We start from the raw sequence: 16607 nt of genomic DNA on the forward strand, positions 1-16607 counted from the left end.
AATGCTGCTCGCGGTGGCCTGCCTCGCGCTGCTGTTCGCAGCCGCGGGGCTGCTGCTGTGGCAATGGGCCAAGGGCCGCCAGGCACGCCAGGCGGCTGCGCGGCACCTGAACCAGCAGATCCAGGCCAGCACGGCCGTGGGCGCACCGGCGCCGATGCCCATCCCCTTGCGGGACCCGGCCAACGACCACCTCATGGCAGGCGTGACCTCGGACCCATGGCTCAACGCCGACGCAGGCACTCCGGCCGCCGCACCCGCAGGGTTGCTCGAAAAGGCCTTGCCCGAATGGCTGATCGGCGTGATCGCTCCGCGCACGGCCGCACTGGGGCTGGCTGCCGTCGTGGCTGCAGCCGCACTCGCGGGCCTGCTTGCCGGCTGGGTATCGGGCCTGAGTGCGCTCGCACTGCTGGCTGTTCTCTCGGCGTTCGCGGTCTGGCTGCGGCTGCAGAAGTTCCGCCGCAAGCTCGTGAGCCAGCTGCCCGGGTACATCGACGCGATGGTGCGGCTGATCACCATCGGCAACTCCACGCAGGCGGCTTTCCAGCTTGCGATTGCCACCACCGAGGCGCCGCTGCGCGGCCAGCTGGAGCGCTCTGCATCGCTGGTGCGCGCGGGCATGGAGCTGGACCGCGCCCTGCACCAGACGGCCAGCAATGTGCGCATCGAGGAAATGTTCCTGCTGGCGTCCATCCTCGGCCTGGGCGTGCGCTACGGCGGGCGCTCCGACCTGCTGCTGGAGCGCGTGGGCAACTTCATGCGCGATCGCGAGCAAGCCGAGCATGAGCTGCTCGCCCTGTCGTCCGAAACCCGGCTTTCGGCCTGGATTCTCGGGTTGCTGCCGGTGAGCGTGGGCGCGTTCTTCATCCTCACCAATCCCGGCTACTTCATGGGAATGTGGAACGACGGGACCGGCCGCATCATGGTCCTCTCGGCCGCAGGCTTTCAGCTGTTCGGTGCGGCGCTCCTTTACCGGCTGGCGAAACTCACATGACCTTCACCACCAACCAGCTGGCGATCATCAGCCTGGCGTTGCTGGCCCTGGGCCTCATGGCCGGTGCCGGCGCACTGATCGCGGCCGAGCTGCGGCGCGCGCGCAGCGGCAAGGTCATCGGCCGCGCCATCCAGCAGGTCACCACGGCGCCGGGCGGATCCGCGGCATCCGTCGATGCGGCCGACGTGTTCAACGCCTCGGCAAAGCCCGACATCGAGCTGCCGTTTCACTGGCTCGATTCGCGGATCGGCCGCGCACTCGTGGCCAACGAGGACCGCAACCTCATCGATCAATGCGGCTTTTCCTCGAAGCGGGCCCAGCTGGTCTTCCTGGTGACCCGCATCCTCTTCACGTTCCTTCTTCCCTTTGCCGTCTACGTGTTGTGGAGCGCGGGCCGGCCGCAGCGCACCGTCACCATCGTGCTGGCGGTCGCGTTCGTCATCGGCTTCATGGCACCCAAGTGGGTGCTCGGCCGCATTGCGGCCAAGCGCCGCGAGCGGGTGAACCAGGAACTGCCGCTGTTCATCGACCTGCTTCGCCTCCTGCAAGGCGTGGGGCTGAGCCTGGACCAGAGCCTCCAGATCATGGCCAGCGACTTCTCGCACGTGCTGCGCGTGCTCGGCTACGAGCTGACCTTTGCCAACAACCAGTACAGCCGCGGCCGCAGCCGCGAGCACTCGCTGCAGCGCCTTGCAACCCTGCACAAGAACGAGAACCTCCGCGGGCTCGTGTCCTTGCTGGTGCAGGTCGACAAGCACGGCGGCGCCGTGCAGGAGCCGCTGCGCGTCTTCAGCGACCGCTTGCGCGAACACCGGCGTTCCGAAATGAAGGAACGCATCGGAAAGATCACCGTGAAGATGACCGCCGTAATGGTGACCACGCTGCTGCCGGCGCTGGTCATCGTCACTGCGGGGCCGGCCTTTCTGGCCATCTTCCGTTCACTGGGAACCGCCGCCAAATGAAGCCACTCGACCTTTGCGCAAGCGCGCGTCCTGCTTGCCGCCTGCTGGCCATCGCCTGCGCGGCGGCTGCGGCGTTTGCCCTCACCGGCTGCGCCGGCCCCAAGGACCAGTACGCCGCCAGCGCCGATGCGCAGCAACGCATGGCCGCCGAAGCCGCCGCGGACACCAAGGCCGGTGCGGCCGTGGACACCCAGCCCACCTATCTCAAGCTCGTCGAGCAGATGCAGAAGGAAGACCTGTGGTTTGCATCGCTCGCGCACATCGACGCCTTGGAACAGCGTTGGGGCGTGTCGCCTGAATCCACACGCACGCGCGCCGAAGCGCTGCGCCACACCGGACAGGCCGCAGCCGCTGAAGCCGCCTACAAGCGCCTGCTGGCCACGCCGCTGGCAAGCGCGGGCTACCGTGGCCTCGGCCTCCTGGCGGGCATGCGCGGCAACTATGCCGAGGCGGTCCAGCTGCTGGCGCAAGCGCAGCGCCGCACCCCGACCGATGCGCTGCTGCTGAGCGATCTCGGCTACGCGCACCTGGGGGCCGGCCAGATCGAGGAAGCGCGGCTGCCGCTGATGCAGGCCTTGCAGTTGCGCCCCGACAGCACCCAGGCGCAAGCCAACCTCGCGCTCTATCTCGAAGTGACCAACCAGCCCGACCGGGCGGCAGCGCTGATGGACGCGCACCGCATGCCCCAGCCCACGCGCGCGGCCGTACGCGAAGCCGCACTGCAGATGCGCGCATCGGGCAGGCTGCCCGCACCTGTTGTTGCTGCCGCAACGGCGGGAACGCGCGTCGAACCCGTTGTGGCGCCCCTTGCGCTCAAGCCGTCCCGATGGACCGGCGCGGGCGGCATGAGAACCGCGAGCCAGACCAATCCTTCGGCCTCCGCACCTGAAGCGCCGCTTTCACTGAACTCGACCTCGCGAGGTACCCCATGAACCGCCAGCTTGCCGAACGGGTTGCGTTGACAGCCGCACTCTTCTTCATGGCGACCACCGCCTGGGCGCAAGCCGTGCCGCCAGCGTCGCAGCCCACGGAGGCGCAGAAGGCGCAGGAGGCGCGGGAGGTCGAAGCCGAGGCTGAAGAGTTCGAAGCCGAGGCTGAAGAGTTCGAATCGCCGCCACCGCTGCTGATGGGCGATGCAACCCAGAGCCTGCTCGCCTGGCAACGCAGCGGAGAAATCGCCTCGCGCACACCCCGGCCCATTGCCGGCAGCGTGGCCAGCCGCAGCTATGAGCGCTACATCAAGAGCTTCGAGCACCCGATCCCCGAGCACCTCGGCTCCACGGTGAGCAAGTCGAAGGGCGGCGGTGGCGCCTCTTCTTCCGGAGGCCGGTAGGCAAAACGCCGACCCTCGCCGCGCAAGAGAACCACAATGGAAACACGCAGCCACGCAAACCCCGGACGCGCCCAACACGGCGTGTACGCGATCGAGTTTGCGTTCGTGTTCCTGATCATCTTTGCGCTGCTGTACGCGGTGATCTGCTATGGCTTCTTGTTGACAATGCGCATGAGCCTGCAGAACGCGGCGGAAGACGGCGCCCGTGCGGGGCTGCGTTACCAGAGCAGCCTCGAAGCCAGAAAAACCAAGGCCAACGACATTGCCGTAGAGCGCAGCAACTGGCTGCCCGCGGGCCTGAAAGCGAACCGGAACGTCGAGGCAAGAATCTGCCTGGCTGGAACGGACGACTGCTCGCAGGCGGCGCCCCCATGCGGCCCGGAATGGAACAACCGGTGCCAGGTGGTCGTGACCGTTGCTGTCAGTGGGATAGACACGCTGTTTCCCGCGTTCCCGAGCTTTGCGGTTCCCGCACGGATTGCGGGCCAGGCCAGCATGCTGCTCGACGGGAGGTCGTTGTGAAGCCCGGCCGGCTCAAGCTCGAACGGGCCATGGCTCGCCGCCAGCGAGGCGTGGCTGCCATTGAGTTTGCGCTCGTCTTCGGAGTTCTGTTCCTCGGCATCTATGGCCTCGTGACGTTCTGCGGCGTTCTGTACGTGCAGCAGGTCATCTCTCGCGCGGCTGAGGATGGCGCGAGAGCGGCTCAGTCTTTTCGCAGCGACACGCCGGCCGCAGAACTGCAGACGAATGTTCGGACGGCGGTCTATCGGTCGCTGGCACTCTCACTGATTACGCCAGCGTCGGTGGGCGCCACCCCTTTGTTAAAAGAAGACTGGCTCCGGGACTTGATGGAGGACACCCCTCCCGAAGTGACTGTTTCGCCCGGAGAGGTCGCGGTGAAAGTGACTTATCCCTACGGTGAAAATCCGCTGCTTCCGCCCATTCCGCTAACCGGCAGCTGGATGCCTGAGCACCTGCTTGGCAAGGCCACGGCCGCCAGATCTTCTTCATAGGCAGATGCGAACGATGCGCGCATTCAATCGAAGAGCAGCACGGCGGCAAGGCGGGTCTGTGGTCATCACCGCGATCATTGCGTTGAGCCTGCTGGTCATCGTGCTTGTCGGTGTTGAACTGGGCTACATGTTCTTTCTGAAACGCGAGCTTCAGAAGACAGCCGATCTTGCTGCGCTGGCGGGTGCGCAGGCGCTCGAAGACGAGAGCTGCACAACCGCGACGGCGGCTGCAATTGCCAATGCGGCACGGAACCTTCCACCTGCCATGGCGGCCCTCGGCGCAGACAGCGTGGTGTGCGGCCACTGGGATCCTTCGTCAAGGCCGACTGCCCCCCACTTCGGGCCGCCAGAGAGCGGCCAGCGATTCAACGCAGTGCGGGTCACCATCAGCAGAACCCCGGCGCTGCTGCTTGCAGGTATTCCCGGCAACGAGCCAAGGCCTATTGGCGTCGATGCGCTGGCGGCTCGAAAGCACCCGCTCGCGGCATTGAACATTCGCAGCACGCTGGTCAGCGTGGACAGCACGCAGTCCCCGTTGCTCAATGCGGTGTTCGGCGGCCTTCTGGGCGGAAGCCTCAACCTCGACGCCGTGGGCTGGAACGGCTTGATCAACACCGAGCTCAACTTGCTGAGCTTTCTCGACGAGTTGGCCCTTCAACTGGGTGTTGGCGCAGGAAAGTACGACGAAGTCCTCGCCACCGATGTCTCGGTGGGCACGCTGGTGCAAGCCATGATCAACGCGCTGCAGCGCAGTGGGAGCGCCGCCCAGGTGGCGATAGACGCGCTCAACCTGATAAGGACTGCAGCGAACGCCGCTCCCGCCCAGCCGCCGCTGAAGCTCGGCGACCTGCTCGGCGTGCAAGCCGGCACGGACGCAGCGGGGCTGGACACCAGCATCCAGCTTTTTCAGTTGCTGCAGGGCGTGGTTCAGGCCGCCAACGGCAAAAATGGACTCGCCGCCGATGTGAATCTTGCAGGGCTCACTGCCAGCGTCAAAGTCATCGAACCACCGCAGGTGTCCGCCATCGGCGATCCGGCGCTCGCCAAGCTGAACCCTACTGGCCCAGACCAGATATTCGTGCGAACCGCCCAGGTGCGGACATTCATTTCGATTGCCATGCCCGCACTCGACGCGGTGACCAATTTAGTCAACGCGGTCCTTGCGGTAGTTTCGCCCGTCACCGATCTTTTGAAGAACCTTCTTGGCCTGAACCTCGTGACGGGGCTAACGAACATTCTCAATTGCGCTCTCGGATGTACGCGGGATGTAACCGACATCAAGATACTTCCACCACCGTTGAGGCTCGACATCAGCCTGGACGCGGGCAGCGGCGCATCGCGGGTGACAGACTTCAGCTGCGCAGCGGGCGCCAAATCTCTCACGGCTCAAACCACGACTTCGATCGCGAACTTGCGCGTCGGGAGCTTGGGCGCGACAGCCGCGATTGCAAAGGCCAATGCCTTTGCGTCGACTACGCCACCCGCGGTGAGCGCAGTGCCCATCATCGACATCGGCTCCCAGACTTGCCTGCTTGCGCCGCTCGGGTTGGCGGTGATCAGCTGCAATGCTGCAAGCCGCAAGGCTTTCCATGGCGGTGGTCTCGGTATTCAAGCATCCCTTCCCATCGGCTCCTCGACTCAATCACAGCTATTCCAGAATCCACCAGAGCTGGAAGCGCCGCCTGCATACCTGGAAATTTCCACGCAGAACATCGTCGACAGCCTGAGCAACACCCTCTCGGGGTTGAGCAATCTGTTGACGGTTATCCCACCCAATCCCCCCGTATCGGCTGCAAATCTTCCGAACTTTCTTACAGCGTTGAACAATGCATTGGGCGGAGTGATCGCCGCTGTTCAGGATGTAGTGTCGGATGCACTGAGTCCGCTCCTGGATCCGCTGCTGACAACCTTGCTGAGCGACGTGCTCGGCGCCAACCTCGGCCAGACAGAAGTCGGTGCCCGCTTGAGCTGCTCCAAGGGCGCCGAGCTTGTCTATTGAAATACGTATTCCCCTGTCATGAGCGCTCCCCCCAACTTCGACGAACTCGACCTCTTTGTCTGGGAAGGCAAGGCCGACATCCTCGACCGCATCGCGCGGTGCATGGCGAGCTTCGACGTGGAGGTGATTCGCGCCGACGGCATGCCGGCGCCGCAGCAGGAGCGCGGCACTGCCCTTCGGCCGTCGGTTGCCATCATCAGCGTCACGGTCATCGACAGCGGGGCGCTGGCGCATGCGACCGAGTTGCTGCAGGGCATGCCGGTGATCTGGGTGGCGGCGGCTTCGCGCGAGCGCGATTCGCGCACTTACCCGCCGGAGTACCTGCACGTTCTGCCGTATGACTTCACCTGTGCCGAGCTGCGCACGATGGTGGCAAAGCTGGTGCGGCAACTGCGGGCGCGCGACGTAGCGCCGCAGGCGCCCGATGTGCTGGTGGCGCATTCAGACGCGATGAAATCGCTGCTTGCCGAAGTGTCCGCCTTTGCCGACTGCAACCACAGCGTGCTGGTGCGCGGCGAAACGGGCGTGGGCAAAGAGCGCATTGCACAGCAGTTGCACCTGGGGCACCAGCACTACAGCAAGGGCGCGTTCGTGGCGGTGAACTGCGGCGCGATTCCCGACGGCCTGTTCGAATCGCTTTTCTTCGGCCACACCAAGGGCTCGTTCACCGGCGCGGTGCACGCGCATCGCGGTTATTTCGAGCAGGCGACGGGCGGCACGCTGTTTCTCGACGAGATCGGCGACTTGCCCAAGTACCAGCAAGTGAAGCTGCTGCGCGTGCTGGAAGACAACGCGGTCACGCGGCTGGGTGCCACGGCACCGGTTCGCGTCGACTTTCGGCTGGTGGCCGCGACCAATCGCAACCTGCGCGAGATGGTGGCCAACGGCGAGTTCCGTGCCGACCTGTTCTACCGGCTCGCGGTCATCGAACTGCATGTGCCCAGCCTCGAGGAGCGCGGCGAGATCGACAAGATCGCGATCTTCAAGGCACTGCTCGCCAACGTGCTGGGCGACGAGCTCGAGGCCTTGGGCGAAACGCCGCACTGGCTGAGCGATGCGGTGGCGGAAACGTACTTTCCCGGCAACGTGCGGCAACTGCGCAACCTGGCCGAGCGGGTGGGCGTGATTGCACGGCAGCTGCATGCATGGGACCAGAACCTGATTCAGCGCGCCATTGCACTCACGCGCGGCACGCCGACGCCCACGCCGGGCTCGGCCGAAAGAAACGGACACAGCGGCGGCGCCAACGGTGTGGCACTCGACGGCAACGGCGACCGCAAGGGATGGAACGGCAGCGAGCGCAACCGCATCATTGCGGCGTTGGAGATCAACGACTGGAAGCGCCAGGACACGGCGCAGCATCTGGGCATCAGCCGCAAGGTGCTGTGGGAAAAGATGCGCAAGTATCAAATCCTCGACGGAGAGCCAGGCATCCCCGAGGACGCCTGAGCCCTTCGCCGCTCATCAGCGCTCCGCCAGGCGGGCGGTGCGTCGCAGCGGCGGGTTCGCCGCAACCGCGGTGGCACCGCGATCGACAACAGGCTCGCTGGCGCAGCTCGCGTTGCTCGATATGCACAGCGCGGTGAGCAGGCCGTCCTCGCTCAGGGCTGGTCGGCTCGGCGGGCCGAAGATGCGGTCGATCCACGCGTTGCTGGCTTCGGGATCGATGCGCAGCTCGCCGGTGGTGCGCGCCAGGCGCAGCTCCGAAATGCGCAGGTCGAACACGGTGTCGACATAGTCGAACAGCAGGTTGTAGTAGTCGAGCTGCGCATCGAGCACGGCGGGCAAAGTCTCGCGGCCGAACTCCATCAGGCGGCGTCGGCCGCGGAAGGCCTGGCCCGATGTACTGACCGCTTCCATCAGCTGACGCTCGCGCTCGCGGCCGGACACAGTGCGCGCCCATGAAGCCGAAGTGAGCTCCAGCAGATTGAGCTTCACGCCTTCGAGCTTGGCTTCCTGGTTGGCAACCTCGGCCAGTGCGGACTTCAGGCGCAACTGGCGATCGAAGCCGTTGCCGAAGTTCCAGTTCAGCTCGAAGGCGGCGCGTGTCGGGTCTTGCGGCGACACGCCGCGCGGGTCCTTGCTCTTCACGAACACCGCATCCACCGTCGGATAGATGCTGGCCTCCTGCTGGTCGACGAGCGCCTGGGCCCGGGCGACGCGGCCCTTGGCCTCGGCTATCTCGGTGCTGCGCTCTTCGGCGCGGCGCAGGGCTTCTTCATGCGAGGCGATGCGCCACAACGCGGGCGCTGCGAGCACGGGCAGCGAATCGGTGTTGGGCGTGAACTTGAAGTAGGTGTTGAACTTGGCCACCGCCTCGTCGCGCTGCGCCTGAAAGTCGGATTCGCGCGCGGCCACGCTGGCCCGGCGCGCGGCCGCCATGTTCAGGTCGTTCTCGCCGGCGGCACCGAGCGCAACGCGGCGAGCCTCGGCCTTCGACAGCTCGGCCACCACCTCGGTGGACTTGCGCGCGATCTGCTTCTTCAGGTCGAAGCGCTGCACCTGCAGGTAGGCCGTCAGCGCGTCGAGCACCACCTTCTGCGAGGTGGTCACCACCGCCTCGTCATCGGCCTGGTTGCCGGCTTCGGCCGCGCGCACCGCCGCGCTCATGGCGCCGCCGTCGATCAGGCTCACGCGCGCCTCGGCGGTCAGCACCGTGTAGTTCTCGGTCTTGGCGTTGGCCGCGCCGCTGTTGTAGTTGCCCGAGGCGGTGCCCATCTTGAAGCGCGGAAAGCGCGCCTTCTTGGCAGCGTCCACGCTGAAGCTGCTGGTGTTGGCGGCCGCCTGCGCGGTCTGCACTTCAGGGTACTCCTGCGACAGCGCGACCAGCGCCTGCTTCACGCGCTGCGCATAGCTTGCGGCGCCGATCGACGGAGTGGAAAGGCGGCGCGCCGGCACCAACTGCGCGGGCGGCTCCTGCGCAATGGCGGCGCCCGGCGGCAGCGCAAAGCTCGCGCTCAGCGCTGCACAGAGAACGCCGCGGCCCATGCGGCGCGGGCCTGCCGATTTGCTGCTCCTCATGGTTCGCGAAACGCTTCGCGCCGCAGCTTGAGCACGGGGCGAAGGATGTACCAGATGAACGGATCGGTTCCCACTTTCAGGTCGACCTCCGACTCCATGCCGGCGGTGACGCGGTTGTCCTGATGGCCTACATAGGCCTGCCCGGTGCTCACCAGGATGCGGTAGTAAGGCGCCGCGTTGGCAACGGCCGGATCGCGGTCGGCATCGGCGGCCACCAGCGTGACCTTGCCGTCGATGGCGCCGTAGCGCAGGTAGTCGTAGGCGGTGATCTTCACGCGCGCCGCCTGCCCCACTTCGACAAAGCCGCGGTCGTTGGGGTTCAGGCGCGCCTCGATCATGACCTCGTCCTTGTCGGGCACCACTTCCATGATGGCTTCGCCAGGTTTGATGACCCAGCCCGGACTGGCACTGCGCAGGCCCTTCACGATGCCGTCAGCCGGCGCCTTGACGATGGTGCGGGAGCGCTGGGTGCGCGCGCGTGCAAGGTCTTCGCTCAGGCTTGCGAACTGGCGCTCCACCGTGGCCAGCTCGTCGGAGGCGCGACGGCGGAAGCGCCCTTCGGCCTCGGCCATCTTGGCCTGCGCCTCGGCGATGGCCGCACTTGCGGAAATGGCGCCCTGGCGTGCCACGGCCAACTCGCTTCGCACACCCTCTACCAGCCTGCGCTTTTCGAGCACCTCGACCTGCCCGACAAGTTTTTCAGCCAGCAGCTGCTCCGAAATCTCGAGCTCCTTCTGCATCAGCGCCAGGCGGTCGTTCAGGCCCTTGACCTTGGCCTGCTGTTCGAGCTCCTTGCTGCGCGCCTGTTCGAGCCCCGACACCGCGCCGGCCATCACGCCGCGCTGCTCGAGCGCGCGTGCTTCATAGGCACCGGTTTCGCCGTCGAGCACGCTCTCGTCGATATCCGCCGCAAAGCTCTCGCGCTTGAGCGGCTTGCCGCGGCTCTCGGCAATCAGGCGGATGCGCGTGGCTTGCGTGGCCGCATAACGCGCGGTGAGCTCCTCGAAGTTGAGGCCGCTGCCGCCCAAGTCGATCTCTACCAGCGACTGGCCCTGCTTCACGCGGTCGCCTTCCTTCACCAGCACGCTGCTGACGATGCCGCCTTCCAGATGCTGGATCGACTTGACGCGGTCCGACGGAATCACGCGGCCGGGCGCCACCACCACCGTCTCCATCGGAAAACCCAGGCCGACCACGGCCAGCACGGCCACCACGCCGCCGATCACCCACTGTCGGCGCCGGCCTTCGGGCGATGCATGCGCCGCGCGCTTGTGCTCTTCGTCCTGGAGTATCTGCGGCAGATCTGATTTCAAGTCGCGGTCCCTGTTTGTTCTTTGATCGACTATTGGCTCACGCCATCGAACGGGTCGCTCCGGCGGCGCCCTGCGAGTGCGCATCGGCGTCGCCGTCTCCCGCGGCCGGGTCGGTCAGCGCCACCAGCGCCTTCTTCACACCGAAAAGCTTCGGCACCATCACGGCTGCCGTTCCCTGTTCGACATTGCCCTGCCCCGTGACGTGATAGACCACCGTGGCCGCCGACACGATGCGCAGCGAATGCGTGACCACCACCACGGTGCGCACCTTGGCCACCGCGAGCAGCGTGGCGAGCAGCGTGCGTTCGCTCTGAAAGTCGAGATCGTTGCTCGGCTCGTCGAGCACCAGCACCGAGGGTTTGCGCAGGAAGCTCATGGCCAGCGCCAGCTTGCGCCGTTCGCCCACCGAAAAGCCGGTGCCGCCTTCGCCCACCACGGTGCGGTAGCCGTCGGGCAGCTTCGAGATGAAGTCGTGCGCGCCCGAGAGCTTGCAGGCCGCCACCACCTGCTCGTCGCTCTGCCCCGGGGCTGTGCGGCGCATGGTGTCGATGAGCGGCCCGCCAAACCAATAGACCTCTTGCGAGAGATAGCTGATCCAGCGCGAGAGCTCTTCGCGGCCGAACTGCGACAGGTCGTACTCGCCGATGCTGATGACGCCGCGCGTGGGCGTGTACAGGCCCGACAGCAGCTTGACGAGCGTCGACTTGCCGGCGCCGTTGCGCCCGACGATCACATGCAGGCCGCCGGGTCCGATGTCGAGGTCCACGTTTTCGAGCACCGGCTTCTGCGCGGTTTCGGTGAAGCTGAAGCTCACGTCCTTGAACGTGACGCGGCCCAGCGGTTGCGGCAGCGTCATGCCGCTCGGCGGCTTTTCGACGGGCTCGGAAAGCACCTTCTCGAGCCGCTTTGCCGCCTCTTTCGCCGCGGCCAGCGAGCGCCAGCTCGAGACCAGGCCCGCCACCGGCTGCAGCGCCTTGAGGGCCAGCATGTTCGATGCGACCAGGCCGCCGACGGTCATCCACTGCTCCATGACGGAGACAGCGCCCACCGTCACCACGATGACCGAGAAGACCGTCAGCAGCACGGTGGTGCCGTCGCGCGCGGATTCGATCTGGCCGTTCTTGCTGAAGCTTTCGCTCAGCCAGTCGTTGTAGGTCTGGCGCCACATCTCGATGGTGGGGCCGTCGTTCGACTGCGTCTTGAGCGTTTCGCGCGCATTGCAGATCTCCGAGGTCATGCGGTCGAGGCCGCGCCCGCGCTGCACTTCTTCCACACGGCCGGTGCGCACTTCATCGGCCCACCACCAGGCCAGGAAGGCCATGACACCCAGGAACAATGCCACGACCGGCAACACCGGCAAGGCGACGATGCCGATCACCACCAGTGCGAAGATCGCCATCGGCAGATCGAAGATCGATTGCGCCAGGCCGCCGCTGACCGTGCCGCGCACCGAAGCCACGTCGCGAAAGAACTGGTGCCAGATGGAGGCCGGCCGCGCTTCGAGCGCGCGCAACGGGCGGTTCAGCATCGAGTTGAGCAGCGCACCCGACACGCCGTGATCGATGATGGCGCCCGCATTGCGCAGCAGGCGCGAGCGCCGCGCGCGCAGCCAGAACTCGAGGCACAAGAAAAACAAAATGCCGCTCACCAGCGCGGCCAGCGTCGAGATGCCGCCGCGCGACAGCACGCGGTCATACACCTGGAGCAGGAAGATCGACGGCAGCAAACCGAAGAGGCTGATGGGCAGCGAGCGCCACGCTGCGCTCTTCACCAGCGGATAGGCATCGCGAAAAGCCTTGTTCAGCGCACCTGCATACGGACTCGCGCCCGGCTCTTCGGGCGCATCGGCAACCAGTTGGCTGGGCAAGAGAAACTTGATCATGGGAAATGGCCGATCCGTCGGGCAGTGACGCCTCGAAGATTATCAACTGTTACCCTTCTGTTACAAGCAATATCTACCCTTGTATGCCGAGGCAGCGCGGCGTTCGTGTGTATTCCTTCACAGCCGATCCGTCGGGCCTGGCGACAGCTTTGTTACCGCGCTCCGCCTGCAAGCAGCCCGAGGTTTTTCTCGCAGCCGGACGGGCCTCGTCGGTCGGCAGCCCCTTGGCCAACGCCAGCGCGACATTCGCGCACAGCAACATGCAAAGGAGCCAGGCGCCAAGCAACTGCAGCCAGCCGAGCCACCAGCGGCGCGCGGGCGCCGCCGCCTCTGCCGGATAGCGTTGAACGGGCAATGGCAGATACGCGCTGAATTTCATGGCAGTGCTTTCAAAACCCGGGCCAGCCGGGACAGGCCGACGCCTGCGGAACTCTTGGCCAACACCCAGTCGCCGGGCTGCACCAGGCCTCCGAGCGCGGTCGACAAATCGGTCACATCGACGAACCAGTGCGACCGGACCTTGGTGCGGATGCGCGCATGCAGCGCCCGCATGAGCGGGCCGCACAGCAGCACGCGGTCGGGCTGCGAGGCGAGCAGCTCCGGCTCCAGGTCCAGGTGATGCCGCTGCGCGGCGGGGCCGAGCTCCTGCATGTCGCCGAGGATCGCCACGCGGCGTGCCGGCTCGCAAGGCGCCTGCGAAAGCAGCTCGAGCGCGGCGCGCATCGAGCTCGGGTTGGCGTCGTAGGTCTCGTCGATCAGCTTGAAGCTGCCGCCGCCGATGTGAATGGTGTGCAGCGCGCCGCGCCCGCCCGGCGGCTCGAAATGCGCAAAGGGCTCCACCGCGGCGGCCAGCTTCAGGCGCATGGCCTGCAATGCCGCAAGCACGGCCACGGCGCTTGTGCCCATGTGGCGCCCGGGTGCGTTGAGGCGCAACTGGAGCGGTTCGCCGAGCACCAGGGCCTGGACCTCGCCGTGATCGAAGGCGAGCAGCCGCACGTCGGCGTCCTTGTGCTCGCCGTAGGTCACGATCTGCAGCTGCTGCGCCATCGCGGCCTCCGCGAAGGTCGCGAACTCGGGAATGTCGCGGTTCAAGACGGCGCTGTCGCCAGGCGCCATGCCTTGGAAGACGCGGCTGTCCAGGCGCGCCGCCGCCTCCGACGGGCCACGCGTTTTTTGCGCAGCCGCCGAGAGCCCCGTGACCACCGCCAGCATGGGGCGCACCAGCTGCGCCGAGGCCAGCATGTGCGGCGAGCCCATCTCGAGCACCCAGTAGGCGGCATGCCGCGGCATGCAGGTGAGGTTCCAGGCAATGCCCGAAGGCAGGCTCACATTGCCCTCGGGCCGGGCCACTTCACCCCACACGGCCAGCGCATCGGCGAGCATCGCGGCCACGGTGCTGCTGGCGGTGCCGCTGCCCAGCACGCCGCACACGCGCCCGCCGAACTCGGTGCGCGCATGCGCGCCCAGCGCCAGCACCGCCTGCAGCACGTCTGGCACCTGGAGCACGGGCACGCGCTTGTCGAGGTGCGGCGCGGCATCGGTACACAGCACAGCGGCGGCCGGCTGCAACACGCCCTTGAGCGCCACCGCGGCCAGCGGAGTCTTCGAGGGGCGCACCTGGTGCTCGAACACCACGCGCCCCTTGCGCAGGAAAGAGCGCTGCGTCACGCCGGTGGCGCGCCAGCCCTCCTCCGGCCGAACGACCCATTCGCCGCCGGTCACGCGCGCCATCTCGTTGGCGGTCCACGCGGCGCCGTCGTCGCGGGTACTGCCGGCGGTGGCACCAGGCACTGCGCGACGCTCTTGCAGGTAGCGGTGGTACGCCGCAAGGCCCGACACGTACTGCGCCACGTCGTCCACGCGCACGCGAAAGGCGTGGTGCCGGGTAAAGAAAGACCCGACGACGGTGGACGGCCGCCGGAAGTACATCGCCATCTCGGGCCAGAAGAAGCCGTTGAGCAGGTAGTGGGCACGGTACTCGAGCGCGCGGTGAAACTTTTCGGTGTCCAGCTCTTCGAGCAGGTGCCGCATGGCGGGCATGCCCTCTAGCCGCTGCAGCATCTGCTGTGCGGCCAGCATGAGCTCGAGCAGCGTCGGAAACGTGGTCTTGCGGTCGAGCACGAAGTCCAGGTAGCCGGCCACGTTCTGCAGGCCGAAGCGAAAGTACTTTTCCTGCGGGCTCCAGCGCGTGAGCTCGTTGACGCAGCAGCTCAGCCCGTGGTCGTGCGCCTGCCAGTGCTGGCTTGCGATGAAATGCTCGAACGCTTTCTCGACCGCCGCGAGCCATCGCGCATCGCGCGTGAGGCCGTACAGGCGCATGAGGCCCAAGGCCGCCTCGCCGTCGTAGTAGGTGGCGCGCGAGGCCTGCTTCACCGTCAGGTCGGCGGCATGCAGCACGTGGTTGAACCGCCCCGTGTCGGCGTCCTGCATCGCCACGAGGCCCAGCGCCAGCTTTTCGAGCAGCGGCAGCCAGTGGCGCGTGTCGGTCGCGTCGCAGTACTTTGCCAATGCGAGCACGCAGGCCGCGGTGCCGCTCAGCTTGATCTCTTCACCGGCTTCGACGAGAAACGCGGCTTCGCTGCCGTCCGCGAGCCTGTAGCCGCGTATGAGCCAGTTGGACAGATGGTCCAGCGCGCGGTCGATGGCGGTCCGCAGCTTGTCTTCACGCGTGAGCTCCCACGCCTCGATCATGGCGTGGAGCACGCTCGGATGGCGCGTGGGGTCCGACGTCGGAATGCGGCGATCGAAGCACGGAAAGTAGCCGTACGCAAACCGCCCGTCGACCTGGACCTGCCGCGCAAGATAGGAGGCGCCGCTGCGCACGAGTTCGAGTGCCGACTGCGGCGTGAGCGCGGGCGCCTGGCGCCGCCCTGCATCGAGCCCCGTTCCCACCAGCTTGTGCACCACGCAATCAGGCTGGCAAAAAACACCCACCGTGGCCAGCAGGTAGACCGGCTGGTCCGCCGGCAAATCGAGCATGAGCGTGCGTGCGAAGCGTGCCTGGCTGTAGCTCTCGAAGTTGCGCATGTTCACCACCGCATGCGCGATGGTCGAATCGGCATAGAGCATGGCGTTGGCATTGAGCTCCTGCTCGGTGAATGCCGTCTCGAAGTTCTTGTCGAACGCCAGGCCGAGCCGGAAGTAGTTGCGCTTGACGGCCGCGAGCTGCGCCTTGAACTGGGCCCAGTCGATGGGGCTTGCGCCCTCGACCCAGTCGATGCGCAGCCACGGCGACACGATGCCGTTTTCGCGCACCCAGCGCGCGATGATTCCGGAGCCTTCGCGCCACGCGGTCTCGAACTCGGCCGCGCGCGCGTGCATCACGTGCGCGCGCTGCGACCCGTCGCTGACCGAGAAGAAAAGCGTGAACGCCGGATAGGGCGCCGGCAGGGCCGCGCACACCGACACCAGGCGCTCGTGGCAGGCGTGGAGCTGGTCGGAGAAGGACATCATTCGGCCTCGATCGAATACGGGAGACCGATCGCGCCCGTCATGTGCTCTCGCTTTTTTGACGCAGCGGACCGGAAGCTCCCCTCGAAGGCATCGCAGATCTCCGGATTTCAGCGGTAGCTGAATTCGGCTCGGCGATTGAGTTGATAGCCCTCCTCGGTGGTTTCAGGAGACGCGGGCTTTTCGATGCCCCAGCTGACGGCCTCGATGCGATCGGCCGGCACGCCCAACTGCGTGAGCGCGCGCTGCACCGATTCGGCCCGGCGCTGGCCCAGCGCAAGGTTGTATTCGCGGCCGCCGCGCGAGTCGGTGTGGCCCTCGATCATCACCTTGCTCGCAGGCCGGTTCCGCAGGAAGTTCGCATGCGCTTCCACCACGCTGCGGTACTGCGCCTTGATGTCGTATTTGTCGAAGTCGAAATACACGATCTTCGCTGCGGCCGGGCTCTCCTGTACCGGCGGAGCGGCCGGAGGCGGCTCCACCTTGGCCACCGGCGCGGCCTTGTTCGAGTAGTAATACGTCGCGTCTTCGCGTCCGCTCTTGGGGCCTGTTCCGCAGGCGGCAAGGCTTGCCCCGAGTGCGACGACGGCCAGTATCCGGGAAGTGTTTTTCATGTTCGGTCCTTTTCGCGCGGGGCAGGCCG

Annotated in this window: 14 protein-coding genes; 8 read left to right on the plus strand and 6 right to left on the minus strand. The window is 66.4% G+C overall.

Features of this window, described 5'->3' with window-relative positions:
• Position 1 precedes the first annotated feature (1 nt).
• From V9K97_RS10875 to V9K97_RS10910, 8 genes are read left to right on the plus strand one after another with little or no spacing between them, the layout of a single operon-like run.
• On the plus strand, positions 2 to 991 hold the full coding sequence (locus V9K97_RS10875) for a type II secretion system F family protein (RefSeq protein ID WP_337318165.1): 990 nt from the start codon (positions 2 to 4) through the stop codon (positions 989 to 991).
• Positions 988 to 1953 (plus strand): type II secretion system F family protein, encoded by a 966-nt coding sequence (locus V9K97_RS10880; RefSeq protein ID WP_337317977.1) that lies wholly within the window; start codon positions 988 to 990, stop codon positions 1951 to 1953. The genes V9K97_RS10875 and V9K97_RS10880 overlap by 4 nt, the downstream gene beginning before the upstream one ends.
• Positions 1950 to 2885, plus strand: a complete 936-nt coding sequence (locus V9K97_RS10885; RefSeq protein ID WP_337317979.1) for a hypothetical protein — start codon at positions 1950 to 1952, stop codon at positions 2883 to 2885. The genes V9K97_RS10880 and V9K97_RS10885 overlap by 4 nt, the downstream gene beginning before the upstream one ends.
• Entirely contained in the window at positions 2882 to 3286 is a 405-nt protein-coding gene (locus V9K97_RS10890) for a DUF3613 domain-containing protein (RefSeq protein WP_337317980.1), read from the plus strand. Before V9K97_RS10885 ends, V9K97_RS10890 begins: the two co-directional genes overlap by 4 nt.
• Before the next feature lie 36 nt (positions 3287 to 3322).
• Positions 3323 to 3808: a TadE/TadG family type IV pilus assembly protein gene (locus V9K97_RS10895; protein ID WP_337317982.1), complete on the plus strand. Its 486-nt coding sequence runs from the start codon at positions 3323 to 3325 to the stop codon at positions 3806 to 3808.
• Between the two features lie 29 nt (positions 3809 to 3837).
• On the plus strand, positions 3838 to 4299 hold the full coding sequence (locus V9K97_RS10900; RefSeq protein WP_337317984.1) for a TadE/TadG family type IV pilus assembly protein: 462 nt from the start codon (positions 3838 to 3840) through the stop codon (positions 4297 to 4299).
• A 58-nt stretch (positions 4300 to 4357) separates the two neighbouring features.
• Complete coding sequence (locus V9K97_RS10905; protein ID WP_337317986.1) at positions 4358 to 6298, plus strand: TadG family pilus assembly protein; 1941 nt, start codon at positions 4358 to 4360, stop codon at positions 6296 to 6298.
• A gap of 18 nt (positions 6299 to 6316) precedes the next feature.
• Complete coding sequence (locus V9K97_RS10910; RefSeq protein WP_337317988.1) at positions 6317 to 7747, plus strand: sigma 54-interacting transcriptional regulator; 1431 nt, start codon at positions 6317 to 6319, stop codon at positions 7745 to 7747.
• A 15-nt stretch (positions 7748 to 7762) separates the two neighbouring features.
• Here V9K97_RS10910 and V9K97_RS10915 read toward each other — a convergent pair whose 3' ends face one another.
• The 6 genes from V9K97_RS10915 to pal form a co-directional block, all read right to left on the minus strand.
• Entirely contained in the window at positions 7763 to 9319 is a 1557-nt protein-coding gene (locus V9K97_RS10915) for a TolC family protein (RefSeq protein ID WP_337317990.1), read from the minus strand.
• On the minus strand, positions 9316 to 10632 hold the full coding sequence (locus V9K97_RS10920) for an HlyD family type I secretion periplasmic adaptor subunit (RefSeq protein WP_258502345.1): 1317 nt from the start codon (positions 10630 to 10632) through the stop codon (positions 9316 to 9318). Before V9K97_RS10920 ends, V9K97_RS10915 begins: the two co-directional genes overlap by 4 nt.
• A 37-nt stretch (positions 10633 to 10669) precedes the next feature.
• Positions 10670 to 12514, minus strand: a complete 1845-nt coding sequence (locus V9K97_RS10925) for a peptidase domain-containing ABC transporter (RefSeq protein ID WP_337317992.1) — start codon at positions 12512 to 12514, stop codon at positions 10670 to 10672.
• Between the two features lie 73 nt (positions 12515 to 12587).
• Positions 12588 to 12893, minus strand: coding sequence for a hypothetical protein (locus tag V9K97_RS10930; protein ID WP_337317994.1), 306 nt, complete (start codon positions 12891 to 12893; stop codon positions 12588 to 12590).
• The gene (locus V9K97_RS10935; protein WP_337317995.1) at positions 12890 to 15967 is read right to left on the minus strand and encodes a glutamate ligase domain-containing protein; all 3078 of its coding nucleotides are present in this window, start codon (positions 15965 to 15967) and stop codon (positions 12890 to 12892) included. Before V9K97_RS10935 ends, V9K97_RS10930 begins: the two co-directional genes overlap by 4 nt.
• 107 nt (positions 15968 to 16074) lie before the next feature.
• Complete coding sequence (gene pal, locus V9K97_RS10940) at positions 16075 to 16578, minus strand: peptidoglycan-associated lipoprotein Pal (protein WP_258502351.1); 504 nt, start codon at positions 16576 to 16578, stop codon at positions 16075 to 16077.
• Positions 16579 to 16607: the final 29 nt, after the last annotated feature.

The organism is Variovorax sp. CCNWLW186 (genome assembly GCF_037203865.1).
Lineage (GTDB): Bacteria > Pseudomonadota > Gammaproteobacteria > Burkholderiales > Burkholderiaceae_C > Variovorax.

What these genes read in the sequence shown, in the direction of transcription:
- V9K97_RS10885 (WP_337317979.1), top strand. Translation starts at nt 1,950, where the DNA reads ATGAAGCCACTCGACCTTTGCGCAAGCGCGCGTCCTGCTTGCCGCCTG.
- V9K97_RS10875 (WP_337318165.1), top strand. Translation starts at nt 2, where the DNA reads ATGCTGCTCGCGGTGGCCTGCCTCGCGCTGCTGTTCGCAGCCGCGGGG.
- V9K97_RS10890 (WP_337317980.1), top strand. Translation starts at nt 2,882, where the DNA reads ATGAACCGCCAGCTTGCCGAACGGGTTGCGTTGACAGCCGCACTCTTC.
- V9K97_RS10930 (WP_337317994.1), bottom strand. Translation starts at nt 12,893, where the DNA reads ATGAAATTCAGCGCGTATCTGCCATTGCCCGTTCAACGCTATCCGGCA.
- V9K97_RS10895 (WP_337317982.1), top strand. Translation starts at nt 3,323, where the DNA reads ATGGAAACACGCAGCCACGCAAACCCCGGACGCGCCCAACACGGCGTG.
- V9K97_RS10925 (WP_337317992.1), bottom strand. Translation starts at nt 12,514, where the DNA reads ATGATCAAGTTTCTCTTGCCCAGCCAACTGGTTGCCGATGCGCCCGAA.
- pal (WP_258502351.1), bottom strand. Translation starts at nt 16,578, where the DNA reads ATGAAAAACACTTCCCGGATACTGGCCGTCGTCGCACTCGGGGCAAGC.
- V9K97_RS10935 (WP_337317995.1), bottom strand. Translation starts at nt 15,967, where the DNA reads ATGATGTCCTTCTCCGACCAGCTCCACGCCTGCCACGAGCGCCTGGTG.
- V9K97_RS10915 (WP_337317990.1), bottom strand. Translation starts at nt 9,319, where the DNA reads ATGAGGAGCAGCAAATCGGCAGGCCCGCGCCGCATGGGCCGCGGCGTT.
- V9K97_RS10900 (WP_337317984.1), top strand. Translation starts at nt 3,838, where the DNA reads ATGGCTCGCCGCCAGCGAGGCGTGGCTGCCATTGAGTTTGCGCTCGTC.
- V9K97_RS10910 (WP_337317988.1), top strand. Translation starts at nt 6,317, where the DNA reads ATGAGCGCTCCCCCCAACTTCGACGAACTCGACCTCTTTGTCTGGGAA.
- V9K97_RS10880 (WP_337317977.1), top strand. Translation starts at nt 988, where the DNA reads ATGACCTTCACCACCAACCAGCTGGCGATCATCAGCCTGGCGTTGCTG.